This is a genomic window from Modestobacter sp. URMC 112 (assembly GCF_053502575.1).
In genome coordinates this window covers 3279103-3304531 of record NZ_CP199957.1, presented here as the reverse complement: position 1 = coordinate 3304531, position 25429 = coordinate 3279103, and the positions used below count along the sequence as shown (strand labels likewise).

Genomic DNA, 25429 nt, shown 5'->3' with positions numbered 1-25429 from the left:
CATGCCGACCGCCCCGATGCCCGACGACTGGCAGCGCGCCCTGGTCGTCGCCGCCCACCCCGACGACATCGAGTACGGCATCGCGGCGGCGGTCGCGGTGTGGACGGCGGCCGGCAAGGACGTGCCCTACGTGCTGGCCACCCGAGGGGAGGCCGGGATGGAGGGCGTGCCACCGGAGACCGCTGGGCCGTTGCGCGAAGAGGAGGAGCGGCGCTCGGCGGCCGTCGTCGGGGTCACCGAGGTCGAGTTCCTCGACCACCGGGACGGCGTCATCGTCGCCGGGCCCGAGTTGCGGCGGGACCTGGCGGCGGCGATCCGGCGGCACCGCCCCGAGCTGGTCGTCACGGGGTACTTCGGGCCCACCTGGACCCCGCCCGGCGTGTCGCCGGCGTACCTCAACTCCGCCGACCACCAGGCGCTGGGCCAGTGCGTGCTCGACGCGGTCGCGGACGCGGCGAACGAGTGGATCTTCCCTGACCTGACCGAGGAGCGGTGGAAGGGCGTGCAGTACATCGCCGTGCAGGAGATGACCGACCCGCCGCACGAGGTGGACGTCGCCTCCCAGGCCGAGGCCGCCGTCCGCTCGCTGAGCGAGCACCGCCGGTACCTGGAGCTGCTGTCGGACGTCCCGGTCGAGGAGCAGGCGCAGCAGGTGATCGACATGTCGACGCTGACCGAGGACGGCCGGCGGCGGGTGGGGTTCCGGCTGTTCTGGGGGTGATCGCCGCGCTGTCCCGGGCCGGTAGGCTGACCGGCACGACGGACGAGTCGGCTGGGCGGTCGCGTCGGCGGGGGAGACCCCGTCGCCGAGGAACGTCCGGGCTCCACAGGGCAGGGTGGTCGCCAACAGCGACCCGGGGTGACCCGCGGGACAGTGCCACAGAGAACAGACCGCCAGTGCGTGCACTGGTAAGGGTGAAACGGCGGTGTAAGAGACCACCGCACACCGGGTGACCGGTGTGGCTCGGTAAACCCCACCCGGAGCAAGGTCGAGAGGGACGGCGGTCCGCCGCCGTCCTGCGCAGGCGTTCGAGGGCTGCCCGCCCGAGCCTGCGGGTGGACCGCTCGAGCCTGCCGGCAACGGCAGGCCTAGATGGATGACCGCCCATCGGGACGCCGTGAGGCGCCCGGGGACAGAACCCGGCGTACAGGCCGACTCGTCCGTCGCCTAACCGCTGACCTGCGCCTCGGCTATTCAGCGGCTGCCGCGTGGCACCCCGATGGCACACGAGCTTCCCTGAGTAGGTTGTCCAGCGCCCCCCGGCCGTGATCCTCGGAGTCCGGGAACAGGTGCCCGTAGGTGTCCATCGTTTCGGCGATGGTGGCGTGTCCGAGGCGAGCCTGAATCGCCTTGGGGTGCAGGCCCGCACCAATCAGGGCCGAGGCGTAGAAGTGCCGCAGGTCGTGGAAGCGCGTTCCGCGCGGCAGACCGCAGCCTTCGACGGCCACCTGCCAGCAGTGGCCGAACGATGAGCGCCGCACCGGTGCCCCGAGTCGGTTGGTCACGAGCAGCCCGCTTGGGCCCAACCGCCACTGCTGCATGTGCGTGGTGAGTTCGGTCAGTACGAAGTCATCGACCGGTACCACCCGGCGAGAGGCACGCGTCTTGAGCGGGGCCAGACTCGGCGCGGCGCCGTTGGCGCCCTGCAACTGTTCCTCGACGTGGACCCGGCGACGGAGGAAGTCCACCCGGGTCGCTGTCAGCCCCAAGGCCTCGCCCTCCCGCAACCCGGCACCGGCAGCGAGCCACACCGTCACGGCGTAGCGATTCGGCATCGCGTCCGCCAGGGCCACGACGGACGCCGCCGGCAACGGCTCGATCACCCGGTGCTCGATGCGGGGCAGGGGCACCCGCGAGCATGGGTTGGCCGCGATCAACCCGTCGTCGACCGCGGTCTGCATCACCATCCGGAGGACGGCGTAGACGGTGGAGACCGTGGCCGGCGCGAGCCTGGCCGCGAGCGCCGCGACGAACGATCGGCAGTCCTGCCGACGCAGCGACCCTAGGGACCGGGAGCCGAACGCCGGGAGCACGTGGTTCCGTAGGTGGGCTTGGTAGAGGGTCAGCGTGTTCGGTCGCACATGGACCAGCGACGGGAGCCAACGTTGCTCGGCGAAGTCCGCGAGGGTGACCCGCCCGGCTCGGTGGTCGACGTACAGGCCGCGCAGCTTGTCCGCCTCCACTGTCGCCGCGAACCGACCAGCATCGCCCTTCTTGGCGAACGTCCGCTTTCGCTGACGGCCGTCCGGGTCGCGAAAGCGGACGTCGTAGACCTTCGCTTCCCGGCCGTTTCTGCGGGTCAGGCGAGCCTCAACGCTCGCCATGGTCGGGTGCCCCTTCAGGTGCCGAGCCGGGCTGCGTCTGGGCGGTAACGCTGGCCGATGTGCGCTGATGGTCGTCGCGGAGGATGCCGCGGCGACGCGCCGTCTGTATCCAACGCGTGGCCGTAGGCCGAGGCATTCCGTAGTCATTGAGGAGGATGCCGGTCGCCTTCCGCCCGGTCGCTTGCGCCCAGGCGTAGATCCGGGCTACCTGCTCTAGAGCCTCGTCGGTCATCCCATCCCGGGCGAAGTCAGGCGCCGGCGGGTCGAACTCGACTACTCGGTAGGTCCCGTCATCGTTCTGTATCCGCTCGAGCAGGATTTCGCGGCCGAAGCGGGCGGCCCCCATCACATACTCCGCCACCGGCACGCGCCGGAGACCCTCGCTGGTAATCGGGGGGCCGCCAGTTAGGCGTTCCGCACTGAGTGAGACACAGCTGAGACGCCCGTCCACGATGTCGATCCCCATCTGCACCGTGAAGTCCAGGGGATCGACATCGTCCTCGTCGGGGATGAACGTCGCCGTTGCCGGCACGCTCGCCAGCATCCGGCCCCCGTAGAGCAGCCAGCGGCCACTGGACCGAACGACCTCATGAAACTCGATGCGCGGCATGGCGACCAGTGAAGTCGCTGCGAAACATTCCGTCAAGACGACTTGCGCTCAGTCGCCCGGTCGTGCTTCGCTGTCGCTGCAACGTCCTGACGAACTGTTCCGCGCGAGGGAGACGAGATGGATCAGCGACGACCGCTAGGGACTGCAGAAGAGGTGGCCGCCTTCGTGGGCGTCCCCAAGCAGACGCTGTACGTCTGGCGGGCCCAATCCAAGGGTCCGCGCGGCATCCGGGTCGGCAAGCACCTTCGCTACCGCTGGTCGGACGTGGACGCCTGGCTCGATGAGCAGGCCGACCACCCCCGAGTAGGTGTGGCATGACGAACGCCCGCCTCCAGAAGGAGACGGGCGCCGTGGTGCAGCCGGGAAGCTGGGACCACGGTAGCGCGTCGCAGGGACACAAGCCGAGTGCAGCTGGCTGTCCGACGCTGCATGTCGAGCTGCACCGGAACACCGCTCGCCTGCACGGCGCGCGAATCCCGCAGCTGCTGGACCTGGCCGGCGTCGACGCACGGCAGTACGACCGTCAGGGCGGCTGCTGGACAGTTCCGGTCGCCCGCGCCGATGACGTCATCTGTGTCGCTGAGTACCGGCAGCGCCGGTTCGTCACCGTTGAGGCGGTGGCGAATTGATCGACCTCGACCCCGAACTCGCTTTCGTCGGCGACGTTCTCCACCTGTCCTCCTCCACCGCAGCCGAGGCCCTCGCCGTCATCGCCGACGACGACCTCGCCGACCCCCGCCTGCGGCTGATCCTGCAGGCTGCCCGCGGGCTCGTCGCCCAGGACGTCGCCCCCGGTGGATACGCCGTGATGGCCGCCATCCGCCGAGCGGGTACGGCAGCCGCGGCGCACGAACTCTCCTCGGTCGCCCAGCTCATCATCGAGGCCACCGAGGCGTGCGTGGTCCCGGCGTCATGGCGCTTCGACGCCGTCGCGGTGCTCGAAGAGAGGTTGCGCCGCCGCAGCCGCGAGCTATCCGCCCGGATCGCCCAAGCGGCGAACGGACCCCTGGACACACTCGTCGAGCTCGTGCACGCGGAGTGCGCGGCAGTGGTGCAGCTCGAGCGCCGGCTGTCCGCGATGCGCCCCGCTCCCCGGCTGGGGCTGGCGGCATGACCGACGGCCGCAAGCTGCGCCTGCGATCACTGCATGAGGTCAAGATCGTGCCGACCCGGTACCTCTGGAGCGATTATCTGCCGGTCGCCGAGCTGGCGATGCTGGTCGGCAAGCCAGGGGTCGGGAAGTCCACGGTCGCCGCCGACCTCGCCGCGAAGCTGACCACCGGGCGCCTAGCCGGCAGCTACCTGGCGCGCCCGCAGAACATCCTCTACAGCCTCACCGAGGATTCCGAGGGCACCTTCAAGGCCCGGTTCATCGCAGCCGATGGCGACCCGCAGCGGCTCCACATCCTCGACGTGGTGAGCGGTCAGTCCGACGGCAGCCCGCTACTGGTCGACGCTGACCTCGAGCAGCTGCGGACGGCCATCGCGGAGCTGCGGCCGGCGCTGGTCGTCCTCGACGCCCTCAACTCATCGCTGGACGGGCAGCAGAACGACAACAGCAACGTCCGTCCGCAGCTCGAGAAGCTCAAGGCGCTCGCCCACCAGACCAGCACCGCGGTCCTGGGCATCGGTCACTTCCGCAAGAGCACCAGCGGCTCTGAGCCGCTCGACTCGATCGGCGGTGCCGGCGCCTACGGCCAGGTCATCCGACAGGCCCTAGGCGTCGCTCGCGACGAGGACGAGGGCACCTGCACCTTGTCAGTGATCAAGACCAACGGGCAGTCCCTCGACGTCCCCTCGCTTGCCTACCGGATCGAGGAAGCGACCGTCCCCTCCGACGACGGCGGGACGGCCAGCGTCGGTCACGTCGCCTGGCTCGGCGAATCCGACACCACGGTCCGCGATCTTCTGCAGCGCAGTCCGCAGGCCGACGAGGACCGCAGCGAGAGGCATGAGGTGGCCGACTGGCTGCTCGGCTACCTCATCGCCCAGGGAGGCACGGCGACGTCCAAAGACGTCTTCAAGGCCGGTGGCGTCGAGGGCTACAGCAAGGACCAGCTCAAGCGCGCTAAGGGCAAACGGGTCCGCTCCGCGAAGGTCGCCGACCGCTGGCTGTGGGAGATCGTCACCGCTGACGCGGTCCTCCCACCTGCAAGGGAGCACCAAGGGAGCAAGAGCGCAGGGGACAGCAGTGCCGCTCCCTTGCTCCCTTCCCCGCTCCCTCCCCCCACGGCATGCCGCGCTCACCCCGACTCGATCCAATCGAGAGACGGCAGATGCGTCGGTTGCATCGCCGACCGGCACAACCGCCTGACCGTCGTCGCCGACCATGCGAGCGCCTGACCTCATGACCAGCGGGGCCGCGTCAAGCGCACCGAGGCGGACTGACCTAGGGACCGGTCCGCGCACGCCGGACGTATGGGCCGGAGCGAGTCCACTTCCTCTCGCGTCGATCGACCCAGCGCCGCCCCGCATCCCCCTCCCCCCAACCGAAAGGCGCAACCCATGAGCAGCGACCGAGTTCGCATGTCCAGCCTGTCCAGCCTCGTCCAGAGCGCCGACGTCGGCGGCTACTCGCTGCCTTCCGGTGTGCTCGAGGCGCACGCCGTGTGGCAGCGCCTCCAGCAGTCGGAGCTCCCGCCGCCGCGCACCCTGCACGTGGAGGACGCCGCCGGCCAGGTGGTGCACGCCGTCAGCAACGGCCAGACGCCCGACCTGCTGGCGCTCGGCGCCGAGTTCGGTCGGGTGCAGGACCAGCGCCACGCCTACGACCAGGCCGTCGCCGTCCTCCGCCTCGCCGTCGAGCAGGCGGGCAACCTCGCGGTGAACACGGCCAGCGATGCCGCCGACCGCATCATCACCGAGCACCTGCGGCCAGCGCATGAGGAGCTGCTCGCACGGGTACGCGAGATGGCCGGCCTGCTGCGCCCCCACATCGGCGGCGGGTACACCATCGACACGCACAGCCTCATCACGGCCAACGCCAAGGTCCGCGCCGCCTACGTCGAACTCCCCGGCCTCGTCGAGAAGTGGCGCGTTATCGCCGACGCCCACGCCCGCGCCAACCGCGTTGGGATGCGCATCGTCGAGCACGACCACGAGGGTCTGTTCGCCGCGTTCGAGAACCCAATGGCGTTCTTCCCCGGATGGAAGCCGCCGATGCGCGGCCCGCTCATCCCGTTCCCCGAGGACGCCACGGCCCGGCTGCTGTGGACCGTGTCCGACGAGGTGGCGCCGGCCCGGCCGTGGCTGCCCACCGTGGCCGAGCAGGACGCGGCCTTCTGGTCCGTCTTCGGCCCGCACATCACGCGGATCAACGCCAATCGGCACAACGCCCGGGCCATGGCCGAGCAGGCCGTGGGCATCGAGCGCCGCGGCGGCGACCACACCCCGGACCTCGTCTCGCCGCCCAGCTCCGTTCAGCGACAGGCGGCGTTCGCCGGCCGCATCTTCGGCGCCGAGACTGGCGCGACCGAGTGACGATCCGGCCACAGACGGTAGGGGAGTGTTCCCTGCCGGCCATGAAGTCCCTCGACCGCCGGGAGGGCAGTCGCTGTGCGCAGAAGCCGAACCGCGTGACCTATAGCGGGGGCGGTGGTCACTATGGCTAAGCGTCCTGCGCCCGCCGAGGGCGCCCCCGGGGGCCTGGGAGCCGATGCCCTAGCCCTGTGGTCGTCGGTGGTCAACGTGTTCGACCTCGAGCAGCACGAGCGGACCCTGCTGGTGGAGGCCGTGCGCACCGTGGACCTGCTCGCCAAGCTCGACGCCGAGCTACAGCGCGACGGGGTGATGGTCGAGTCGCCGCAGGGCCTCAAGGCCCACCCCGCCGCCACCGAGGCGAGGCAGCAGCGCATCACCCTGGCGCGCCTGCTGGCCGCCCTCCGGTTACCCAACGGCGAGGAGGGGGACCAGCAGGCCAGCGCCCGCCCCCAGCGCCGTGTGGGCGTCCGTGGCACCTACGGGATCCGGGGCGCCGTCTGATGCGGCGCAAGGTGCAGGCCCCGGTGTCCAGGGGGGTGGAGCCGCCGGCCGAGTTGATTCGGTACCCGGTGGCGCAGCACGCCGCCGGCAACTTCGCGGGCTTCGAGAAGTGGCTGAGGGCCCGGCAGCGGTGGCGGGCGTCGCACAATCGTCCCCTGCCCAGGCTGTACGCCCGTGACCGGCACGCGCTGGCCACGATGCCCGACCTCGATCCGAAGGTCGTCAGCGCCGAGCAGGCGGCGCCCGTGGCCGCTCCCGAGTGGGTGGGGCGGTCCAGAGCCCGAGGCTTGACCTAGTACCCCGGCCGCCCACGTTCGCCTTGCCGGTACGGCGCGGACGGCGGCCTTGGTGTCCATGAGCGGCCCACTATGGGGCACCCGGGCAGACGACTAGATCCCCCGTTACTCACCTGCCAACCCGCCGCAGATCGGCAGTAGGCGACTGCGGTGACTGCCCGGTGGCGGCTGGAGGATCCGTTGGGCGCCAGGACCCCACAACCCTGGAGTTGACTGGCTCCCAACGAACCCCTACCTACGTCGCTTCCGACGCGCAGCTCGTTCCGCGTCGTCCTGGAGGACGACCAGTACGTAACGAAGCAAGCTGACCAGCACCACGAGCGCCATCAAATCGATGACCGCCTGCAGTGTCGAGGCGTCAACCATCGCTAAAACTCCTCTCTCGCCTCCTGCGAACAGGGGACAAGACACTGCTCGAAAGCAGAGCCCATCGCGCTACCGGGCGCCCGCGGGGAGGGGGTTGTCAGCTGCGACCTTCGGCCGCATCCCGGCGCCGCCAGACTAGCCGTTCGAAGCTCTGAGAACGGCGTCTCTTTGGCGAGCGGCCCCTAACTTCCAGATCGGGCCTGACCCGGCGTAGGTGTCCCATAGGCCGCCTTCAGGACGAGAGTTGCCGGGCGCGGCACTAGCGGGGGGATATCGGGCTACTCCCGGCGGTCGCTCGTGCCGCAGGGCCTCAGGGGGTTGCCGCCGAGGGGGTGCGACGTGAAGCGCCGTCCGTCGCCGACTGTGCCGCCACCTGCGCGTCTGTCGCGGCTGGTGTTGTCGGAGTGGGCGGTGCCGCCGCTGCCCGAGGGCGCTTACCCGTTCGAGGTCAAGCACTGGGGGCGGCTGGGGCGGTTCTACGCGTGGCGTGCGGCGCCGCGCGTGTGGTCGACCGATCACGGCGACTCTCTCGGGTCCTTCGTCGACCGCTTTCTGTTCGAGCGTGCCGTGCGCAGTGCGCTTCACCAAGCCTGTCGATGGGGAGATGACGGATGGCTAGTCAGCGATCCCGGCAGTGGGATTGTCGGGTGAAGCGGCGACAGGCGCTGGTGGTCTCCGGTCCTGGGCTGCTACGTCGGTGTTGCCGTCTACGGCGAAGCCGCCGATGAAGGCGGCTTCTATGTGTCGAGTTCCGGGACTTCGATGGGGTCCGGCCGTGGTGTGCAGAAGCCGCAGGAGAGGGCGTCTTCGACGACGAGTGTGCGTGGCGTACGACCGGGTCCGCCGCGCCACACCGCGATCGGGTAGGGCCGGGTGGTGAGGTGATCGGGGCAGACAGCCCGGCCGCAGAATCGGCAGCAGCCGCACGCGGGCTGTTTGCAGTGCCAGCAGATCACGGCCGGTCTCGCATGTGCGTCGCGGGTTTGGAGCCGTGTGGGTGCCCAGCTGGGGGGCGGGAATTGAGCGGATCAGGCAGAAGTCGCTCGGCAGCGGCGCGAGGCAGACCGAGAAGCCGCACGGGAGTGAGCGCCCGTACGGTGTCCCCACGTAGCGGCCCCGCGGGTGAGCGTTTAGCTGTGAAGAAGTCGCCAATACGGAAAGTGCCGACCGATCGTCCGCCGACAGCCGCGTCGAGTTGCCCGGAGGCAACGACGAAAAGGGTGGTGACGGCATCGTCCGCATCCCCGACGACAGCGCCGGGTGGGACGTCGAGCCAGACACCAACCCGCGCGAAGTCGGTTAGGGCGGCTAGGCCGAGGTCACGAAAGGGCGGGAGCGACCGCACCCGCGTGATGGCCCACTGGCTGGGAACGGGTGAGGGCGCCAGGCGTCCGTTCAGCAGGCGCAGGAATGTGCCAGCGTCGATGACGAACAGCTCGCCGTCGCTCTCGGCGCGAACGGTTATCTGCTGAACAGTGCGCTCGCGGAGAGCTAGGTCGCCGAACGCATCACCGGGGCCAAGCCTCGCGGTCACCATCTCGTCTCCCGCCCCGTCGATTATTGCGACGGTGCAGTGGCCGCGGCGGAGCACCTGAAACGCCACAGCGGGGTCGCCTTGTCGGAGGAGGATGTCGCCGGTGGCGAACTTCCGGCGCACCACTCGGCCGGCGAGTTCCCCAAGCTCCGCTTCCTCTATGCGGATGACCTGTGGCAGGGCCGCGACCAATTCGGCGGCGGCTACCCTCCAGCGCTGCTGGAGCCGGAAGCGGACTGCGTCCCGGCGGGTCGTCGCCCACCGCCAGCAGCGGGCCGCGAGGCCATACAGGAACGCGGTGAGAGGTGCTGCGACGAGCACGGCGAGCAGTAGGAGGACGCACTGGCCCGGCCAACCACCGCGCCACAGGCCGGCGGTGACGGCGGTCAAGATGGGCCACCAGAAGACGGCTGCCAGCACGAGCGCACCCGCTGTCGCGACCGATCCGGCTACTCCGAATCCGACCAGCCCCCATTCCCCGCGGTTCAGTGGGGGGCCTGACCGGAGGCGCGGTACCAGCTCCTGCCGGAGGAACGCCAGTGCCCGCGGCCGCAGGTCCGGGACATCAAGCAGATCGGTGATAAGCCAGTAACCGTCGAGCTCCAGGAACGGAAGCAGGTTCACCGCCACGAGCACGAAGGTCAGCACGGCCATCCGGTAGCTGATCTCCCCGACGGTCGACGGCCCCACCACGGCCGCGACGATGCCGGCCATGCCGGCGATGACCAAGCTCGCAACCGGGCCGGCGGCTGCGTTCACTGCCCGGGCCCGCGGCGCCGCCATGACCATGTCGGAGCTGTTGATGAACAACACCGGATTGCCCAGATACAGCCCGAACCCGGCACCGAGGATGCGCCGCCCGGCGTGCCGGATCGCCAGGGCGTGCGCCAATTCGTGAGCGATTCCGGCTATGAGGATGAGGAGCCAGACGGTGGCCGCGGTCGTGGCCGTCGGCTGCCCAAGCACGGTGAAGTGGTGCCGTTGTGTGATGGTCAGGACGAGGCCAACCACGATGATCAGCACCAGGACGGGCAGCGCGGCCGGAGTGAACAGCCATCGACCGCCGTGCCGGTACACGACGTCGGTGAGCGTCGGGACACCGCGGACGGTCACCGTCGGTGCGCGCACCTTCGTCACTGCCCGGCTCAGGCGGCTCTCCCGGGCGCGGGCGCACCGCTGATTCAGCGCGACGAACACGTCCGTCGACGGCTGGAGGAGGCAGCCTAGCCGGCGCAGGAACTCCACCAGCTTCTCCGACTCGCCGTCCTCGAGCCCACCGGCGTCAGCGGCGGCGGCAAGCTCGGCGACAGTTCGGGTGCCATCCAGCGACGCGGCGAACTCTGCCTGCGCTCCGGATAGCCGATAGAAGCAGGCTGAGCGCGGTTGGCTGATCACCGCGTGATCCCCGCCGAGTCGGCTGCAGAAACGGGCCAGTTCTACGTCCGGGGCAAGCGCCGGGCGAACCCAGGTGGGATCGAGCGCACGGTCGAGTGCCTGAAATGCATCCGCCACGCCGCCACCCCTAACACGGAGGGCACTCCTGCTCTATACCGGCCATCCTGGCAGGCACACGCTCGGCGTAGCACACGGGACTTCCCCGGGTGCGCCGCCAGAGGGGAAGGCCGACATGGCCGCCATCAAGCCCGTCAAGCCCGGCACCACACCGCCCAGAGGTAGCCAGCCGAACGCGACGACCCGGACCACCCGCGGGCTCGGGGTGAACGAGAACGCGACGACCCGCACCACCCGCGGGCTCGGGGTGAACGAGAACGCGACGACCCGCACCACCCGCGGGCTCGGGGTGAACGAGAACGCGACGACCCGCACCACCCGCGGGCTCGGGGTGAACGAGAACGCGACGACCCGCACCACCCGCGGGCTCGGGGTGAACGAGAACGCGACGACCCGCACCACCCGCGGGCTCGGGATGAACGAGAACGCGACGACCCGCACCACCCGCGGCATGACCATCAACGAGAACGCGACGACCCGCACCACCCGCGGCATGACCATCAACGAGAACGCGACGACCCGGGTGACGGGCTGACGGTCGTCACCGGTGCCGACCTGGAGTCGGCGCAGAATCTGCTCGAGGTCGGGCGCTACGCCGACGCGTTGGCCGTCGCGCAGCGTGCGGCGGCGGCTGCCGCCGCACGCGGCGTGGCTTCGATCGATTCGGCGTGCGCCTGGAACTTCGTCGGTGTCGCGGCGAAGTTCAGCGGGCACTTCGACACGGCTGAAGCGGCCTACGCCAGGGCACTGATCGTCGCTGAGGCCGCTGGACCGGGCCCGCTGCTGGCCACCGTGCTGCACAACGTCGGGGGGTTGGCGCACGCCCGTGGCCGGTTCGCCGACGGCATCCCGCCAGCCCGTCGCGGCCTGGCCATACGGGAGACGATGGCGGACGCCGACGACGTGCCGATCGGGCTCGACTGCGCCGCGCTCGCCGCCCTGCTGGAAGGCGCCGGAGAAGGCGTCGAAGCCGAGCAGCTCTACCGGCGGGCCCTAAGGACCCTCGACAGCGACCCGGTCACCGGCCGTGAGGCTGCTCTGGCGCGGAACGGTGTCGGCTCGGTCTGCCAGTCACAGGAGCGCCTTGACGAGGCCGAACAGCACTATTGCATGGCGTTGGTGCAGTTTGAGGCGGCTGCCGGCACCGAGCACCCGCAGGTCGGCCACATCCTCAACAATCTCGCCACTTTGCACCGCCGACGCGGCCACGACGACGAAGCCCGACGGCTACTCCACCGGGCCCACAACGTCCTTCTGCAGACCCTGGGCGCCATGCACCCCGTCACGATCCAGGTCGCTGGGAATATGGCTCGGGTAGACGCGACACCGTCGCCATACGTCTGACCGGGCGTCCTTGCTGAATGGTGCACGGCCGGCCGAGCATGCCCCTACCCAGTCATGCATGGCTCGTCCGTCGTCCACCTGCCTGGTGCGGACCGAGGTTTGCGCCCCCGGTGCTGGCTGAGCTTACCGATCGCTCGTTCCCAGCGGTCCGCAACATCCGCAACAAGTACGGCGTGCTCCGCCGTGGCCGTGGGGCGGCAAGGACCAGCATGGGCGCATGACCCACCCCCTAGGGACGACTGAGCCCCGCCGTCATGGTGACCGGCGGGGCTCCGTGCGGACCCGTGCGGCGGCGTCGCCTTCAGGGGCAGGGAACGCGACGCCGCCCCAGCTTGTCTTCGTACAGACCGAGTTCGGCGGATTTGTGACGTGGAAAGCCAATGGCGCATCCATGGCGCAGAACGACGAGAAGCGACGGGAGCTAACAGCAGACGCCGAAAGCTGTAACCGCAGCTCAGACCGGTCTCGGATAGGTAGCCGCAGGTCAGCGGAATGGCACCCGCTGAACCCGGCGTACAGGCCGACTCGTCCGTCGCCCCGCACTCCTCAACTGCATGAAGGCTCCTCGGCGGCAGGGACCGTGTGCCCGGGTGCGTGTCGGTCAGGGCAGCGGCGGCCGGGGGTGCCAGCTCTCGCGATCGGCCCGGTACAGCACGTGTCGCCGCAGTGGGTGCTGGTCGGGCAGCCGAGGGTGGTCGAAGTCGTACACGTGCCGTAGGCCGATCCGCCGCATGACCCGTGTCGACGGCTCGTTGGACGCGGCGGTGAAGCTGACGATGCTCTCGACGTCCTGGAAGCCGCGCACCAGCGCCGCCGTGGCGGCCTCGCTGGCGTAACCGGCGCCCCACGCGAACCGGGCCAGCCGCCAGCCGACCTCGACGGCGGGAGTGAACCCGGCCTCCCAAGTGACCCAGGACAGCCCCGTGAACCCCAGGAGCCGCCCGTCGGCCTCCAGCGCCCACAGCCCGTAGCCGTGCTCGGCGAAGTGTTGCTCGATCCGGTCGACCAGCGCGTCGCTCTGCTCGCGGGTCAACGGCGCCGGGAAGTACCGCATCACCTGGGGATCCGCGTTCATGTCCGCGAACGGCGCCCGATCCCGCGGCTGCCATCGACGCATCAGCAGCCGGGGCGTGCGGATCTCGTCGGTCATCGTCCCAGCGTCTCGCGACGACCCAGCGAGATGGACCCGCCACCCGACGGCGAAGGGCGCCTCGTCCCGACTCAGCGGGACGAGGCGCCCTTCATCCGTACAGGTGCGATCAGGCGATGAAGCGCACGTTCGACCGGTCGGCGACCGGCTTCCCGTTGGCCGCGGCATCGGTGTCGACGATGGCGCGCAGGACGAGCCCGCCCTGCAGCTTCACCAGGCGCGACGTCAGGGTCGCGAGGTAGCGGGCGCCGACCCGCGGGTCGATCAGGGTCCGCGCGGAGAAGTCCAGCGCCGCGTGCTTGACCTTGGCGGCCAGCTCGGCCGGGCTGGGCTGGTACAGCCACGCCGGACCGGACGCGCCCTGCGCGCCCTGCACGCCGGGCAGACCGACCGGGCCGACCGGGCCGACCGGGCCCTGGGGACCCTGGTGTCCCTGCAGGCCACGGACGCCGGACTCGCCCTGCTCGCCGCGCTCGCCCTGGAGGCCCTGCAGGCCGCGCAGGCCCTGCTCGCCGGTCTCGCCGATCACGCCGCGCTGGCCCTGGGCCCCGGGCAGGCCCTTCTCGCCCTGCGGGCCCTGCTCACCGGGCACGCCACGCTCGCCGGCCACGCCCTGCTCGCCCTGCTCGCCGCGCAGGCCCGGTGCACCCTGCGGACCCTGCTCGCCCGGGAGGCCGGTGGAGCCGGGCAGGCCCTGCTCGCCCTGCTCGCCGGTCTTGCCCTCGGCGCCCTGGGGGCCGGTCTCGCCCTGGGGACCCGTCTCGCCCTGGGGCCCGATCGGCCCCTTCGGGCCGCGCTCGCCGACCGGCCCGACCGGGCCGACAGGGCCGCGGGGGCCCTTCTCACCGGGCTCGCCGGCGGTGCCGACGGGGCCGCGGGGGCCCTTCTCGCCGGGCTCGCCGGCGGCGCCGACCGGGCCGCGGGGGCCCTTCTCGCCGGGCTCGCCGGCGGCGCCGACCGGGCCGGTCGGGCCCTTCGCGCCGCGGTCACCCTCCTCGACGGTCACGTCGACGGGAACGGGGACGGTCTCGGTGCGGGTGGTGCTCTTGGACTGCGCCATGGTGGCACCTGGCCTCTCGTGTATGGGGACTGCGTCGCCGGATCTGCTGCCGGCGGTCGGAGCGGCTCCTGGTCCCGGAACGGGACACAGGACCGCGGTCCGACATGCGTGGCTCGACGACCGACATCTCCTCCATGCCCGCCGCTAGCCGAAGCAAGCACCGGCCGGCAGTGAGCCTGCGCACTGCCGCTCGGCCGCCCGTCGACGCCGCGACGGACGCACGCAGGAGGCAGGACGGGTTGAATGGACGGCGACGTCCGGTCGTGGGCCCGGGGCGCCGATGTGGTCGGTGCCGCACCGCGACGCACCGTCGATCCGCGTCGTCCGATCGCACGACCGAGGAGGAGCGATGGACCACCTGCGCCGCATGCAGATGGAACGACCCCTGCTGTTCTGGCTGCTGATGGCGTTGGCCTTCTGGCTCTGCTTCCGCCTCGTGCTGTTCGTCGCGCAGCTCCTGCTCGGGCCCTTCGGGCTGCCCTCGTGGGCGCCGCTCGTGGTCGTCGTCGGCGTCCTCGTGGTCATCGCCCGTCGGCAGCAGCGGTCGTAGCGGGACACGCGCGTGGCGGGGTGCCCGACGCGCCGGTACGTCTGGACCGCGCCGCGTCCCGGTGACAACCTGACGGCCCACAACGCGGCCCGCCGAGGGGGCGTCCATGGACGAGCGCGGCGCACGCCTCCACGACCGCGCACGCCGGTGGCTGGGAGCCGTGGGCGTCGCCGTCCTGGTGACGGCGTGCGGGGGAGGGGGAGACGAGGGCACCCGGCTGACCCCGTCCGTGCCGATCGCGCTGGCGGGCACCCCGCCTGAGGTGCTCGAGGCGCTGCTGACCCCCGAGGACCTCGGGGACGGCTGGATCGACCTCGGCGCGGTGCCGCAGTCCGACCGCGGCTTCTCCGGCTGTCCGCAGACCCAGGTCGTCACCGGTGGGGAGGACGCGGCCCGCCTCGGTGAGGCCCAGCGCCTGCTCGCCGACGGTCAACCCCCGGGTCCCATCCTGGGTGAGTCGATCTCCCTGTGGGAGTCGCCCGAGGTGGCGGGCGACCGGTTGGCGACCATCGCGTCCACGGTCACCGAGTGCCCGACCTTCCAGCAGGAGCTCCTCGACGGCCGCGCCAGCACCGTCACCGTGGTGCAGCGCGACGCGCCCCCGCTCGGTGACGAAGCCGTCGCGCTGGAGCACCAGGTCGCCCCCGACGAGGGGCCGTCGCTCGTGCTGGACCTCATCGTGGTCCGCATTGGCAGCGCTCTGGTGCTGACGGACGGCGAGCGCGTCGACGGCGAGCCCGCCCGGAGCCTGGACCAGCAACGACTGGACGAGCTGACCGCCATGGCGGTGGAGAAGGCGCGGGCCACGCTCCCGGCACCCTGAGCGGCGGCGTCGCTGCTCGCGAGCTGAGCCGGCGTTCTGCTCGACACGAGCACATCTCCTGGCGCACAGTGATCGCCGACACACGTTGTGTCATCGAACGATCAGTGACCAGGGGGAGATGTCATGCGGAGGACTGCACTCGTCGGAGCGGCCTGTCTGGCCCTGTTGGGCAGCGCACTCGGCCCGGCGGCGGCCGCGCCGGGCGGGCAGGACCGGCTCGGCCGGCCCGTCTACCTGGCGCTCGGCGACTCGGTGCCCGCCGGCATCGGAGCCGTGCCGAAGGCGTCGGGCTACCCCGAGCTGCTGCTCACCCGGCTGGAGGACGGCTACAACCCCGCCGCCGACAAGGCCACCCCCGGCTCGTCGGTCGACTTCGAGCTCCGCAACACCGCGGTGCCCGCCGCCACGACCACCTCGCTGATCGCCGGCCAGTTGCAGCCGGCCCTGGACCTCATCGCCGAGCGGGAGGGAAACCGGAACCCGCACGACGACGTCGAGGTCGTCACGGTCACCATCGGGGGCAACGACGTGTCCGGGCCGGCCATCCGGGCCTGCGTGGCCACGCTCTCGACCGCCGCCTGCCAGGACACCGTGGACACCGCGCTGGCCGCCACCCGGACGCAGCTCACCGAGGTCCTCCAGCGGCTGGTCACCGCCGCCGGCCGGGACACCGAGGTGGTCGTGACCACGTACTACAACCCGATCGGTTCCTGCTTCCTCACCAGGGTGAACCCGGCCGCCGAGCAGATCGCCGACGTCGTCCTCGAGGGCGGCCGGCTGCCGTTCCTCGACCTGTCGGCCGGGCTGAACGACGTGATCCGCGAGGTCGCGGCGGCGACCGGTGCCCAGGTGGCCGAGCTCTACGGCGAGCTGGAGGCCGGCCAGTACGTGGGGGGTCCCGACTGCCTGCACCCCGACCAGGACGGCCACGCCGAGATCGCCGAGGTCATCGGGGACACCCTCGACCGCTGACCCACCTGGAGAAGGGGACGTCGGGCCGGTCCTGCGCGGGCCGGCCCGGCGCAGCGCCGGGCGTGATGGACTGCACCCCGTCGGACGGCCACGGTGCCGCGTCGTCCGCGCGGCGTGCGGAGGTGACCGGGTGCAGGTACGGCCGCGCGTGCTGGTCCTGCTCGTCGCCCTCGCCTCCGCCGTCGCCCAGGCGTTCGGCCGGTTCTCCTACGCGCTGCTGCTCCCGGCGATCAACCGGGACCTGCTCGGTTCCTACGCGCTCGCCGGTCTGGTGGCGACGGCCAACGTCGCCGCCTACCTGGTCGGGACCCTCGCCGTCAGCGCCCTCTCCCGCCGGGCCCGGCCCGCCACGCTCATCAAGGCCGGCCTGAGCTGCAGCACGGCCGGGCTCCTGCTGCTGACCACCGCCGGCGGCGCCGTCCAGCTGGCCGTCGGCCTCACCCTGACCGGCATCGGCGGGGCCTTCATCTGGGTGCCCGCCCCGGGGCTCGCGGGCTCCGTCGTCCGCCCGTCCCGCCGCGGCGCCGCCATCGGGCTGGCGGGCTCGGGCATCGGCGGCGGGATCGTCTTCGCCAGCGTCCTGGTCGCCGCGCTGCACGCTGAGGCCGGCGACGGGTCCTGGCGCACGGTCTACCTGGTGGAGACGGTCGTCGCGGTCGTCGCCCTGGTGCTGTGCCTGCTCCTGCTCCGGCCGGCGCCCCGCCGGGACGACGACGTCCCGGTGCGCGCCGGCGCCCTGCGCCGGGTCCCCGGCTGGATCGGCCTGACCGGCGGCTACGCCGCCTACGGCCTGGCCTACTCCCTGTACACCAGCTACCTGGTGACCGCGCTGGAGGACGACGCCGGTTTCACGGCCGGCCACGCATCGGCGGTCTACACCCTGGTGGGGGTCGCCCTGGTCGCCGGCGGGGTGCTGCTCGGGCCGCTGTCGGACCGGTGGGGTCGCGGCCCCACGCTGATCAGCGGCTACTTGGCCATGGCCGTGTCCATCCTGCTGGTGCCGCTGGGGACCGAACCGCTGGCCTCGGTGTCCGCCCTGCTGTTCGGTCTGATGATGTCCGGGCTGCCGGCGGTCATCGGAGCCCACCTGTCGGACTACCTCACCCCGCGGGAGTTCGCCGGGGCCTTCGGCCGGTGCACCCTCGCCTTTGGCGTGATGCAGCTCTTCGGTCCACCCCTCGGTGGGTACCTCGCAGAGACCACGGGCGCCTTCCTCGTCCCGTTCCTGCTCGGCGGGGTCGTCGCGGCGGCCGGCGCGGCGATGAGCGTCGACGTGCTCCGCGCGGCACGGACCTCCCGCGAGCCCAGGGGCGTCGCCTCCTGAGCCGCGGCGGGACAGCGCGGCTCCTACAGTGCCGGCATGGCCGACAAGAACCGCGTCCCCCGCCCGCTCGGCTGGTGCAGCCGGTGTCTGGCCCGCGGCGCGGGGGAGCACCAGGCCGTCACCATGAACAGCGGGTCCGGGCTGTGCCGGGAGTGCAACGCCGTGCTCGGCGACGACCAGTACCGGCGGGACCTCCTCGCCGGGCTCGCCTCCTCGGCGCAGCAGACCGTGAGCGCGGCGCTGGGCGAGGCGCGCCGGGTCGCCCGGGCGCTGGAGATCAGGCGGCCCGGTTGAGGACGGCGCCCCGGGTCACCCCGGTGTGCCGTCGGCGAAGCTGACCGCCCCGCGCATCGCCTGGCCGCGGACCAGCGCGCGGTCCACCTCCTCGACGACCAGCTCCACCATCCAGCGCGCCGGCCCGGTGGCGGCCAGCACCTCCTCGGGGGGCAGCGCGCGGGGTGTCGCCAGCAGGCCCAGGGTGCTGCCGATGGCGGCCACCGCGGCGTCCGGCGGAGACCACGCCCGGTCGACGGACGAGCTCAGGGCCTCCTCGTCCGCGCGCGTCCGGTCGGCGCGGGAGTCCACGTACCGCCGCCCCAGCCAGCTCCGCCGCCGGGTCCAGGTGCCGCGCCGGAGGTGCTCGGCGGCCAGGTCCTCCTGGTCCACCGCCCCGCGCCTGAGCAACGCGGTCAGCGAGGGGATCTCGACGGCCAGCAGACGGTCGGCGGGGGCGAAGCCGCTGAGCTCCGGGTCGACCTCCACGACGTCGTCGGTGTCGGTGACCCGGCCGCGCAGGGTGAGGTCGACCAGCAGCGCGCCGCGCACGGCCAGCGCGGTGACCAGGTCGTCGGTCAGCCGTCCGCGGTCCAGGGCCAGGGCGGCCAGCCGCATCGACACCGAGTCGTCCCAGCCGCCGTCCCAGTCGTCCACGGGACGGATCGTGCCCACGGTCGCCGACCGACGGAAGGCCCGCTCAGCCCGGCCGGCCCTCCGGGTCGTCGTCGGTCGGGGCGGCGATGGCCATCATCCGGCCGATCACCCTCCTCCAGGCCGCCTGGACCTCGGCCGGCCGGTCGCTGACCAGGCTCTGCAGACAGTCGGCCGTGCCGCGCCCCTCGGTGACGATGGCCGAGAAGCTCAGGTCGAACACCAGGCCTCGGATCTCCTCGAGTCCCAGGCCGGCGTCCACCAGCGGTTCGATGACCCAGTACTGCTGCTCGGGTGCGAGTGGCGCCTCCACGCGAGGTCTTCGCCCCGGACGCCGTCCGTGGATGCCGCCGCGCGGAACTCCGGGTCACGGGGTCAGGGGCGCCGGCTGCCGGGACCCGGCCGCACGTCGACGACGACGACGTCCACCTCGGTCGTGGTCAGCGCGGCCAGGTGGGCGGCGATGCGCTGCCGCACCCGCTCGGCCACCCGCGGGATGGACACCCCGTGGTCCACCGCGATCTGCACGTCGACGACGACGTGGCTGCCGGCGATCCCCACCTCGGTGGCGGCCTCCGCGCCGGCGACCCGGCCCGGGTCGCCCGCCGCACCGGACGGCGTGGCGACCCGTCCGCCACCCAGCGCCAGCGTCACGTGCGGCACCGACTCCGCGGCGAGCCGGGCCACGGCCCCCACGACACGGCGTCGTCGGCCACGTGCGGCAGGCCGTCGACGACCCGGCCCTGCCGGCCGACATCGAGCTGCGGCCGGGCAGCCGGGGGCTCAGCCCGAGGCGGGGGTCACGCAGGCCCAGACGTGCTTGCGGCGGCCGACGACGGCCCAGCCGTGACCGGCGCACAGCCGGGCGATGAGGTGCAGGCCCAGACCGCCGAAGGCGGGGTCCCGGTCGACCGCCGGCACCGGGGGCTGGTCGGGGCGGCCGTCGCTGACGCTGACCAGCCAACCGCCCGCGGTGCCCGTGACGGTGACGGTGATCGGCGCCCCGCCGTGCCGCAGCCCGTTCGAGGCGATCTCCTCGAAGGTGAGCAGCAGCCGGTCGACGTCGTCGGCGTCGGCGCCCTCGGGGAGCGAGTCGCCGGCGAGGTCGTCGCGCAGCCGGCCCCGGGCGGCCGTCAGCTCGACCGGACGGCTGATCTGCCACTCCCAGACCGATCGCGCCCTGCCGGTGGTGTCCGGCAGCGGGCGTCGTTCCCAGCTCTGCTCGCTCATGTGCCCCCGCGGTGTCGCGTCGTCCCGCGGGCCCCCGGAGGTCATCCTGCCCTCGACCGTCCGGAACCCGTCACGCGGGGCGGCCGGACCGCGGTTGCGGCCCTGGCCGGCCGGTGGGCGACGCCCCGGTCCCGGTCCTCGAAGGCGTTCCGCATCCATGGTGGTTGCGGTGGGCACAACAGCTGTGCAGTGGGCAACGACGGATCGCCCGCCGCGCCGGTCGGTCAAGGACTCCGCCCCGGTCACCTAGCCTGCTGTCGTGAGCGAGCAGATGCAGGACGGGCGGGCGCGGGAGCCGGCGGCCCTGGTGCAGTCGGTGGACCGCGCGCTGAGCGTCCTGGAGATCCTCGCCAAGCGCGGGGTGGCCGGGGTGACCGAGATCGCCGGTGAGCTCGGCGTCCACAAGTCCACCGCCTCGCGGCTGGTCGCCGTGCTGGAGAGCCGCGGGTTCGTCGAGCAGCTCGCCGACCGGGGCAAGTACCGGCTGGGCTTCGGCATCGTCCGGCTCGCCGGCGCGCTCACCGTGCAGCGCGACCTCGCCCACGAGAGCCGCAAGGCGTGCGAGGCGCTCGCCGCGGACGTCGGGGAGACGGTGAACGTCGCCATCCTCGACGGCGAGCGGGTCATCAACATCAGCGAGGTGCGGGGTCCGGCCGCCATCGCGGTGCACAACTGGGTCGGCCAGAGCACTCCGCCGCACGCGACGTCCAGCGGCAAGGTGCTGCTGGCCTGGTCCCCGGAGCTGGACCTGCGTGCCCTGCTCGGCGACCGGCTGCAGCGCTTCACCGAGCGCACCCTCGGCACGGCCGCCGCGCTGGAGCGGGAGCTCGAGGTCGTCCGCGCCCAGGGCTGGGCGACCACGGTCGAGGAGTACGAGATCGGCCTGAACGCCCTCGCCGCACCGGTGCGGGACCACCAGGGGGCGGTGGTGGCGGCCGTCAGCGTGTCCGGCCCCTCCTACCGGCTGACGCCGGAGTCCTTCCCGCAGGTGTCCGGCCGGCTGCTGGACGCCGCCGCCGACTTCAGCCGGCGGCTGGGCCACCTGGGCTGAGCCGCCACCCGGGGGACCGGCGCGGCCCGCCCGCGCCTCAGCTGAGCTCGGCGGCGACCAGTGGCACCAGCGTCAGGTGCGGCTTGTTCTGCGCCAGCACGCCGAGGGACCACTTGTCGGTGAACAGCGCCAGCAGCTCCCCGTTGGCACGCTGCATCACCTCGGCGCCGCGGGCCGCGGCGAGCTCGCCGGCCGAGGCCTCGTCGGTGACCCGGGCCAGCCGGTAGGGGAGCGGCTCCAAGCTGATCCGGGCGCCGAACTCGTGCTCCATCCGGTGGCCGGCCACCTCGAACTGCATCGGGCCGACGACGGCGAACACCGGGGCGCCGTCACCCCGCCGCTCGGAGGTCAGCACCTGCACCACGCCCTCGCCGGCAAGGGTCTCGATGCCCTTGCGGAACTGCTTGTACTTGCTGGTGTCGGCCACCCGGGCGACCGCGAAGTGCTCCGGCGCGAAGGTCGTGACCGGGGGGTAGGTGACCGGCTCGTCGACGTAGAGGGTGTCGCCGACGCCCAGCGCGGCGGCGTTCACCAGGCCGACGACGTCCCCGGGCCAGGCGGTCTCGATGGTCTCCCGGTCCCGGCCGAACACCTGCTGGGCGTACTTGGTGGCGAACGGGCGGCCGGTGGAGGCGTTGGTGACGACCATGCCGCGCTCGAAGACCCCCGAGCAGATCCGGATGTAGGCCAGCCGGTCCCGGTGCCCGGTGTCCATCCCGGCCTGCACCTTGAACACGAACGCGCTGAACGGCGCGTCCAGCGGGTGCGGCTTGCCCTCGGCGTCGGGCCGGTCGGTGGGCGCCGGCGCCAGGTCGACCAGCGTGTCCAGCAGCTGGCCCACCCCGAAGTTGGAGACGGCGGAGGCGAACAGCACCGGGGTCGTCGCGCCGGCCAGGAACAGCTCCTGGTCGTGCTCGGCGCCGGTCTCGGCCAGCAGCTCGGACTCCTCCAGCGCCTGGGTCCACGCCCCGCCCTCCTGGGCCAGCGCCCGGTCGGGGGTGAGCACCTGCTCCGGGGCGATCGTCGCGCCGCCCGCGGTGCGGGTGAAGTGCCGGTAGCTGCCGTCCCGGCGGTCCAGCACGCCGCGGAAGTCCCCGGCGATGCCCACCGGCCAGGTCAGCGGAGTGGGCGTGAGGCCGGTGCGCTCGGTGATCTCGTCCAGCAGCGCCAGCGCGTCCATGCCCGGCCGGTCCCACTTGTTGACCACGGTGATGATCGGGATCCCGCGGTGCCGGCAGACCGCGAACAGCTTCATGGTCTGCGCCTCGAGGCCCTTGGCGGCGTCGATCAGCATCACCGCGGCGTCGACGGCGGTGAGCACCCGGTAGGTGTCCTCGGAGAAGTCCGCGTGGCCGGGGGTGTCCAGCAGGTTCACCACGGCGTCGCGGTAGGAGAACTGCAGGGCCGCGGAGGTGATCGAGATGCCGCGGTCGCGCTCCATGTCCATCCAGTCCGACACGGTGCCCCGCCGGCCGGCCTTGCCGTGCACGGCGCCGGCCTGGCCGATGACCCGGGCGTGCAGGGCGAGGGCCTCGGTCAGCGTGGACTTGCCGGCGTCGGGGTGGCTGATGACGGCGAAGGTGCGCCGCCGGGCGGCCTGGGCCAGCACCGCCGTGCCCGCACCGCCGTCCACCCGCGCCGCCGCGCCGCCCTGCCGCTCGCCTGAACCGTCCACGCCGTCCTCATCTCTCCGTCGGGCCCGTGCAGCTGAACCGAGGAGGGACCTGCGCCGAGACCCTCCGATGGTATGCGCCCTGCCGGGCCCGCCCGCCGTGACGTGCCAGGGTGACCGCCGTGCGCGCCTGCCGACGGGGGACCCCGTGCTGACGGCCGCGGTGGTCCCGGCCCTGGTGGTCGCGGCGGGAGCCGGGCTGGGTGCCGGCGTGCTCGTCGACCGGCTGGCCGGGCGCTTCCCCTGGCCCGCGGGCGCCGGGATCGCGGAGCTGCTGGCCCCGGGGCCGACCGCCGCCCGCCGGTCGGTGCTCCCGGTCGGGACGGCGCTGCTGCTGGCCCTGGTCGTGCTGCGCTTCGGCGTCAGCTGGCAGCTCCCCGCCTTCCTGGTGCTGGCCGTGGCCGCCGTCCTGCTGGCGGTCGTGGACCTGCGCCACCAGTTGCTGCCCGACCGGGTGGTGCTGCCCACGCTGGCCGCCGGGGTGGTGCTGCTGCTGGTCGCCGCCGCCGCCGGGGGGGCGTGGGGCGACCTGCTGCGGGCGGTGCTGGGTGCCGCGGCGATGTTCGGCGGCTTCCTGGTCCTGGCGCTGGTCTCGCCCAGCGGGCTGGGGATGGGCGACGTGAAGCTCGCCGCGCTGCTCGGCCTGCACCTGGGCTGGCTGGCCTGGCCGGCGGTGCTGCTCGGCGCGCTGGCGGCGTTCGTCGTCCAGGCGCTGGTGGCGGTGGTGCTGCTCGCGGCGCGGCGGGTCCGGCGGGACGCGGCGTTGCCCTTCGGCCCGGCGATGCTGGTCGGCACGGCCCTGGCGCTGGCCCTGCCCTGGTCGTGACCCGCGCCACAGACGGCATTCCGATGCACATTCGGTGATCGAACCACTACGGGACGTCACCTAACGGGTGCTCCGGCAGCGCGGACGGGTGAACCCGCTCCAGTCGCCGCCGGGACGACCCGACGCTCTCAGGGCAGCCGCACGGCCGGGTCGACCGACCCGGACCAGACCGGCACCGACCCTCGGGAGACCGTCGTGACCCAGCTCTACACCACCCTGTACACCCTCGTCGCGTTCGCCGGTGACCGGCTGAAGCGGGAGGAGAAGGGTGCGACCGCCGTCGAGTACGGCCTGATGGTCGGCCTGATCGCCGTCGTCATCATCGTCGCCGTCACCGCCCTCGGCGGCCGGCTGAACACCCTCTTCACCAACATCACCACCTCCCTGGGCGGGACCGTCCCCTCCTGAGCCCGCAGTCCGAAGCCAGTCGCGGCTGCCCGGCGCGGCGGTCCCCTCCGGGGGGCCGCCGCGCCGCTGCACAGGGAGCCGCACCCCAGCACACAGACCGAGGAGGTGGGACGTGATCGGACGACGACTGCGCGGTGAACGCGGGGCGAGTGCGGTGGAGTTCGCGATGATCGTCCCGCTGCTGGTCGTGCTGGTGCTGGGCGTCGCCGAGTTCGGCCACGCCTTCTCGGTGCAGGGGACCCTGTCCGCCGCCGCCCGTGAGGGCGCCCGGGCGATGGCCCTGCAGAACGACCAGACCGCCGCCCGGGCCGCGGTCCGGGGTGCCGCCCCCACGCTGTCCCCGGCCCTGACCAACGCCCAGATCACCATCACCCCCGCGGCGTGCCCGCTCACCGGCGGGATCGCCGCGCCCACCTACGTGCAGGTCACCATCCGCTACCCCAAGCCGTTCCTGACCGGCTTCTTCGGCGCCGGGGTGTCGCTGACCGCGAGAGGGGTCATGCGGTGCAACGGCTGACCCGCCGGGCCGGCCGCCGCGCCCGCGACGAGCGCGGCGCCGCCGCGGTCGTGCTGTCCCTGCTGATGGTCCCGATGCTCGGCTTCGCCGCGATCGCCGTCGACGTGGGCGCGCTGTACGCCGAGCGCGCTCGGCTGCAGATCGCGGCCGACGCCGCCGCCTTCGCGGTGGCCCAGGACTGCGCCCGCGGCGCCTGCGGGGACATGGTGGCCACCGCCTCCGCCGTCGTCGCGGCCAACGACGGGGCCGCGACCTTCGCCCCGCCGGTCCTCAGCTCGGCCCCGCTCAGCGTCCGGGTCACCGGCACCACGCCGGTGCAGCACTGGTTCGCGCCGGTGATCGGCCGCGACGCGACCGCGGTGTCCGCCACGGCCACCGTCGGCTGGGGCAGCCCGGACGCCGGCATCGCCGTCCTGCCGCTGACCTTCTCCTGGTGCGAGTTCGAGCGGCAGACCTCCGGCGGGCTGCCGTCGGCGACCACGGTGCACACGATCAACCTGACCAAGTCCACGCCCGCGGACCAGTCCTGCACCGGTCCCTCGGGCAACTGGGTCCCGGGCGGGTTCGGCTACCTGGACACCACCGCGGGGACCTGTGGTGCCGCGAGTGCGGTGGAGAACCGCTCCTACTCCTCGACCGGGAACTCCCCGCCGTCGTCCTGCTCACCGGCGGAGGCGACCAGCTGGATCGGCCGCACGGTCCTGCTGCCGATCTTCGAGGACTACGGCGGCACCGGGAACAACGCCTGGTACGACGTCTACGGCTTCGCCGCGTTCCGGCTGACCGGCTTCCACTTCGGCGGCCAGTACTCCACCACCCCGGCGCCGTGCGGCGGCAGCGCCCGCTGCGTCTCCGGCTACTTCACCCGCTTCGTCGACCTCTCCGAGCGGTTCACGTTCACCTCCGACGCGCCCGCGCTCGGCTCCGCCGTCCTCCGACTGATCCGATAGG

31 protein-coding genes and 1 other RNA gene are annotated in these 25429 nt (G+C 72.5%); 22 read left to right on the top strand and 10 right to left on the bottom strand.

The features are described 5' to 3' along the window. The first annotated feature begins 1 nt into the window (after position 1). Both ACWIX6_RS15565 and rnpB read left to right on the top strand, forming a co-directional pair. Positions 2–721, top strand: coding sequence for a PIG-L deacetylase family protein (locus tag ACWIX6_RS15565; protein WP_448613345.1), 720 nt, complete (start codon positions 2–4; stop codon positions 719–721). Between the two features lie 43 nt (positions 722–764). Further along, positions 765–1164, top strand: an RNA gene (gene rnpB, locus ACWIX6_RS15560) — RNase P RNA component class A. A gap of 27 nt (positions 1165–1191) precedes the next feature. On the opposite strand, the gene ACWIX6_RS15555 is transcribed toward rnpB, so the two are convergent. Both ACWIX6_RS15555 and ACWIX6_RS15550 read right to left on the bottom strand, forming a co-directional pair. Next, the gene (locus ACWIX6_RS15555) at positions 1192–2325 is read right to left on the bottom strand and encodes a tyrosine-type recombinase/integrase (RefSeq protein WP_448613344.1); all 1134 of its coding nucleotides are present in this window, start codon (positions 2323–2325) and stop codon (positions 1192–1194) included. After that, positions 2312–2935 carry a hypothetical protein gene (locus ACWIX6_RS15550; RefSeq protein WP_448613343.1) on the bottom strand — a complete coding sequence of 208 codons (624 nt, stop codon included), beginning with the start codon at positions 2933–2935 and terminating at the stop codon, positions 2312–2314. Before ACWIX6_RS15550 ends, ACWIX6_RS15555 begins: the two co-directional genes overlap by 14 nt. Positions 2936–3088: 153 nt before the next feature. Here ACWIX6_RS15550 and ACWIX6_RS15545 point away from each other — a divergent pair, with 153 nt between their 5' ends. The 8 genes from ACWIX6_RS15545 (at position 3089) to ACWIX6_RS15510 (ending at position 8229) form a co-directional block, all read left to right on the top strand. Beyond that, a complete protein-coding gene (locus ACWIX6_RS15545; protein ID WP_448613342.1) occupies positions 3089–3253 on the top strand; it encodes a helix-turn-helix transcriptional regulator in 165 nt (54 codons plus the stop codon). Next, complete coding sequence (locus ACWIX6_RS15540; RefSeq protein WP_448613341.1) at positions 3250–3564, top strand: hypothetical protein; 315 nt, start codon at positions 3250–3252, stop codon at positions 3562–3564. Before ACWIX6_RS15545 ends, ACWIX6_RS15540 begins: the two co-directional genes overlap by 4 nt. Continuing rightward, positions 3561–4049, top strand: coding sequence for a hypothetical protein (locus tag ACWIX6_RS15535; RefSeq protein ID WP_448613340.1), 489 nt, complete (start codon positions 3561–3563; stop codon positions 4047–4049). The genes ACWIX6_RS15540 and ACWIX6_RS15535 overlap by 4 nt, the downstream gene beginning before the upstream one ends. Next, positions 4046–5278 carry an AAA family ATPase gene (locus ACWIX6_RS15530; protein WP_448613339.1) on the top strand — a complete coding sequence of 411 codons (1233 nt, stop codon included), beginning with the start codon at positions 4046–4048 and terminating at the stop codon, positions 5276–5278. The genes ACWIX6_RS15535 and ACWIX6_RS15530 overlap by 4 nt, the downstream gene beginning before the upstream one ends. A 162-nt stretch (positions 5279–5440) precedes the next feature. After that, on the top strand, positions 5441–6415 hold the full coding sequence (locus tag ACWIX6_RS15525; RefSeq protein WP_448613338.1) for a hypothetical protein: 975 nt from the start codon (positions 5441–5443) through the stop codon (positions 6413–6415). A gap of 123 nt (positions 6416–6538) precedes the next feature. Further along, positions 6539–6916 (top strand): hypothetical protein, encoded by a 378-nt coding sequence (locus ACWIX6_RS15520; RefSeq protein WP_448613337.1) that lies wholly within the window; start codon positions 6539–6541, stop codon positions 6914–6916. Positions 6917–6939: 23 nt separating this feature from the next. Further along, positions 6940–7212: a hypothetical protein gene (locus ACWIX6_RS15515; protein WP_448613336.1), complete on the top strand. Its 273-nt coding sequence runs from the start codon at positions 6940–6942 to the stop codon at positions 7210–7212. 705 nt (positions 7213–7917) lie between these two features. Then, positions 7918–8229, top strand: a complete 312-nt coding sequence (locus ACWIX6_RS15510; RefSeq protein ID WP_448613335.1) for a hypothetical protein — start codon at positions 7918–7920, stop codon at positions 8227–8229. A 301-nt stretch (positions 8230–8530) separates the two neighbouring features. Here the strand turns inward: ACWIX6_RS15510 and ACWIX6_RS15505 are convergent, their stop codons facing one another. Then, the gene (locus ACWIX6_RS15505; protein ID WP_448613334.1) at positions 8531–10624 is read right to left on the bottom strand and encodes a cyclic nucleotide-binding domain-containing protein; all 2094 of its coding nucleotides are present in this window, start codon (positions 10622–10624) and stop codon (positions 8531–8533) included. 115 nt (positions 10625–10739) lie between these two features. Between ACWIX6_RS15505 and ACWIX6_RS15500 the strand changes: the two genes are divergently transcribed. Together ACWIX6_RS15500 and ACWIX6_RS15495 are read left to right on the top strand one after the other, a co-directional pair. Next, on the top strand, positions 10740–11159 hold the full coding sequence (locus ACWIX6_RS15500; protein ID WP_448613333.1) for a hypothetical protein: 420 nt from the start codon (positions 10740–10742) through the stop codon (positions 11157–11159). A 68-nt stretch (positions 11160–11227) separates the two neighbouring features. After that, positions 11228–11968 carry a tetratricopeptide repeat protein gene (locus ACWIX6_RS15495; protein ID WP_448613332.1) on the top strand — a complete coding sequence of 247 codons (741 nt, stop codon included), beginning with the start codon at positions 11228–11230 and terminating at the stop codon, positions 11966–11968. A 601-nt stretch (positions 11969–12569) separates the two neighbouring features. Here ACWIX6_RS15495 and ACWIX6_RS15490 read toward each other — a convergent pair. Both ACWIX6_RS15490 and ACWIX6_RS15485 read right to left on the bottom strand, forming a co-directional pair. Further along, on the bottom strand, positions 12570–13118 hold the full coding sequence (locus tag ACWIX6_RS15490; RefSeq protein WP_448613331.1) for a GNAT family N-acetyltransferase: 549 nt from the start codon (positions 13116–13118) through the stop codon (positions 12570–12572). A gap of 109 nt (positions 13119–13227) precedes the next feature. Further along, positions 13228–14178 (bottom strand): collagen-like protein, encoded by a 951-nt coding sequence (locus ACWIX6_RS15485; RefSeq protein WP_448613330.1) that lies wholly within the window; start codon positions 14176–14178, stop codon positions 13228–13230. 349 nt (positions 14179–14527) lie between these two features. Here ACWIX6_RS15485 and ACWIX6_RS15480 point away from each other — a divergent pair, with 349 nt between their 5' ends. From ACWIX6_RS15480 to ACWIX6_RS15460, 5 genes are all read left to right on the top strand, one after another. Continuing rightward, the gene (locus ACWIX6_RS15480) at positions 14528–14728 is read left to right on the top strand and encodes a hypothetical protein (RefSeq protein WP_448613329.1); all 201 of its coding nucleotides are present in this window, start codon (positions 14528–14530) and stop codon (positions 14726–14728) included. A 160-nt stretch (positions 14729–14888) separates the two neighbouring features. Next, entirely contained in the window at positions 14889–15551 is a 663-nt protein-coding gene (locus tag ACWIX6_RS15475) for a hypothetical protein (protein ID WP_448613328.1), read from the top strand. Positions 15552–15674: 123 nt separating this feature from the next. Further along, positions 15675–16523 carry an SGNH/GDSL hydrolase family protein gene (locus ACWIX6_RS15470; RefSeq protein ID WP_448613327.1) on the top strand — a complete coding sequence of 283 codons (849 nt, stop codon included), beginning with the start codon at positions 15675–15677 and terminating at the stop codon, positions 16521–16523. Positions 16524–16653: 130 nt separating this feature from the next. Continuing rightward, a complete protein-coding gene (locus ACWIX6_RS15465; RefSeq protein ID WP_448613326.1) occupies positions 16654–17847 on the top strand; it encodes an MFS transporter in 1194 nt (397 codons plus the stop codon). Between the two features lie 36 nt (positions 17848–17883). After that, on the top strand, positions 17884–18141 hold the full coding sequence (locus ACWIX6_RS15460; RefSeq protein ID WP_448613325.1) for a hypothetical protein: 258 nt from the start codon (positions 17884–17886) through the stop codon (positions 18139–18141). A gap of 15 nt (positions 18142–18156) precedes the next feature. On the opposite strand, the gene ACWIX6_RS15455 is transcribed toward ACWIX6_RS15460, so the two are convergent. The 4 genes from ACWIX6_RS15455 to ACWIX6_RS15440 all read right to left on the bottom strand — a co-directional run bounded on the left by ACWIX6_RS15455 (position 18157) and on the right by ACWIX6_RS15440 (position 20004). Continuing rightward, entirely contained in the window at positions 18157–18777 is a 621-nt protein-coding gene (locus ACWIX6_RS15455) for a hypothetical protein (protein ID WP_448613324.1), read from the bottom strand. A gap of 43 nt (positions 18778–18820) precedes the next feature. Further along, a complete protein-coding gene (locus ACWIX6_RS15450; protein WP_448613323.1) occupies positions 18821–19087 on the bottom strand; it encodes a hypothetical protein in 267 nt (88 codons plus the stop codon). A 62-nt stretch (positions 19088–19149) separates the two neighbouring features. Next, a complete protein-coding gene (locus ACWIX6_RS15445; protein WP_448613322.1) occupies positions 19150–19470 on the bottom strand; it encodes an Asp23/Gls24 family envelope stress response protein in 321 nt (106 codons plus the stop codon). Between the two features lie 87 nt (positions 19471–19557). Further along, positions 19558–20004: an ATP-binding protein gene (locus ACWIX6_RS15440; protein WP_448613321.1), complete on the bottom strand. Its 447-nt coding sequence runs from the start codon at positions 20002–20004 to the stop codon at positions 19558–19560. A gap of 259 nt (positions 20005–20263) precedes the next feature. On the opposite strand from ACWIX6_RS15440, the gene ACWIX6_RS15435 reads away from it, so the two are divergent. Next, entirely contained in the window at positions 20264–21055 is a 792-nt protein-coding gene (locus ACWIX6_RS15435; RefSeq protein ID WP_448613320.1) for an IclR family transcriptional regulator, read from the top strand. Between the two features lie 37 nt (positions 21056–21092). Here ACWIX6_RS15435 and ACWIX6_RS15430 read toward each other — a convergent pair whose 3' ends face one another. Next, positions 21093–22730 (bottom strand): peptide chain release factor 3, encoded by a 1638-nt coding sequence (locus ACWIX6_RS15430; protein ID WP_448613319.1) that lies wholly within the window; start codon positions 22728–22730, stop codon positions 21093–21095. A gap of 145 nt (positions 22731–22875) precedes the next feature. Here ACWIX6_RS15430 and ACWIX6_RS15425 point away from each other — a divergent pair, with 145 nt between their 5' ends. The 4 genes from ACWIX6_RS15425 (at position 22876) to ACWIX6_RS15410 (ending at position 25428) form a co-directional block, all read left to right on the top strand. Beyond that, on the top strand, positions 22876–23553 hold the full coding sequence (locus ACWIX6_RS15425; RefSeq protein WP_448613318.1) for a prepilin peptidase: 678 nt from the start codon (positions 22876–22878) through the stop codon (positions 23551–23553). Between the two features lie 195 nt (positions 23554–23748). Then, positions 23749–23961, top strand: a complete 213-nt coding sequence (locus tag ACWIX6_RS15420; RefSeq protein WP_448613317.1) for a Flp family type IVb pilin — start codon at positions 23749–23751, stop codon at positions 23959–23961. 112 nt (positions 23962–24073) lie between these two features. Beyond that, positions 24074–24478 carry a TadE/TadG family type IV pilus assembly protein gene (locus ACWIX6_RS15415; protein WP_448613316.1) on the top strand — a complete coding sequence of 135 codons (405 nt, stop codon included), beginning with the start codon at positions 24074–24076 and terminating at the stop codon, positions 24476–24478. After that, positions 24466–25428 carry a pilus assembly protein TadG-related protein gene (locus tag ACWIX6_RS15410; RefSeq protein WP_448613315.1) on the top strand — a complete coding sequence of 321 codons (963 nt, stop codon included), beginning with the start codon at positions 24466–24468 and terminating at the stop codon, positions 25426–25428. Before ACWIX6_RS15415 ends, ACWIX6_RS15410 begins: the two co-directional genes overlap by 13 nt. Position 25429: the final 1 nt, after the last annotated feature.

What these genes read in the sequence shown, in the direction of transcription:
- ACWIX6_RS15525 (WP_448613338.1), top strand. Translation starts at nt 5,441, where the DNA reads ATGAGCAGCGACCGAGTTCGCATGTCCAGCCTGTCCAGCCTCGTCCAG.
- ACWIX6_RS15520 (WP_448613337.1), top strand. Translation starts at nt 6,539, where the DNA reads ATGGCTAAGCGTCCTGCGCCCGCCGAGGGCGCCCCCGGGGGCCTGGGA.
- ACWIX6_RS15550 (WP_448613343.1), bottom strand. Translation starts at nt 2,935, where the DNA reads ATGCCGCGCATCGAGTTTCATGAGGTCGTTCGGTCCAGTGGCCGCTGG.
- ACWIX6_RS15555 (WP_448613344.1), bottom strand. Translation starts at nt 2,325, where the DNA reads ATGGCGAGCGTTGAGGCTCGCCTGACCCGCAGAAACGGCCGGGAAGCG.
- ACWIX6_RS15485 (WP_448613330.1), bottom strand. Translation starts at nt 14,178, where the DNA reads ATGGCGCAGTCCAAGAGCACCACCCGCACCGAGACCGTCCCCGTTCCC.
- ACWIX6_RS15500 (WP_448613333.1), top strand. Translation starts at nt 10,740, where the DNA reads ATGGCCGCCATCAAGCCCGTCAAGCCCGGCACCACACCGCCCAGAGGT.
- ACWIX6_RS15460 (WP_448613325.1), top strand. Translation starts at nt 17,884, where the DNA reads ATGGCCGACAAGAACCGCGTCCCCCGCCCGCTCGGCTGGTGCAGCCGG.
- ACWIX6_RS15565 (WP_448613345.1), top strand. Translation starts at nt 2, where the DNA reads ATGCCGACCGCCCCGATGCCCGACGACTGGCAGCGCGCCCTGGTCGTC.
- ACWIX6_RS15470 (WP_448613327.1), top strand. Translation starts at nt 15,675, where the DNA reads ATGCGGAGGACTGCACTCGTCGGAGCGGCCTGTCTGGCCCTGTTGGGC.
- ACWIX6_RS15530 (WP_448613339.1), top strand. Translation starts at nt 4,046, where the DNA reads ATGACCGACGGCCGCAAGCTGCGCCTGCGATCACTGCATGAGGTCAAG.
- ACWIX6_RS15540 (WP_448613341.1), top strand. Translation starts at nt 3,250, where the DNA reads ATGACGAACGCCCGCCTCCAGAAGGAGACGGGCGCCGTGGTGCAGCCG.
- ACWIX6_RS15440 (WP_448613321.1), bottom strand. Translation starts at nt 20,004, where the DNA reads ATGAGCGAGCAGAGCTGGGAACGACGCCCGCTGCCGGACACCACCGGC.
- ACWIX6_RS15480 (WP_448613329.1), top strand. Translation starts at nt 14,528, where the DNA reads ATGGACCACCTGCGCCGCATGCAGATGGAACGACCCCTGCTGTTCTGG.
- ACWIX6_RS15490 (WP_448613331.1), bottom strand. Translation starts at nt 13,118, where the DNA reads ATGACCGACGAGATCCGCACGCCCCGGCTGCTGATGCGTCGATGGCAG.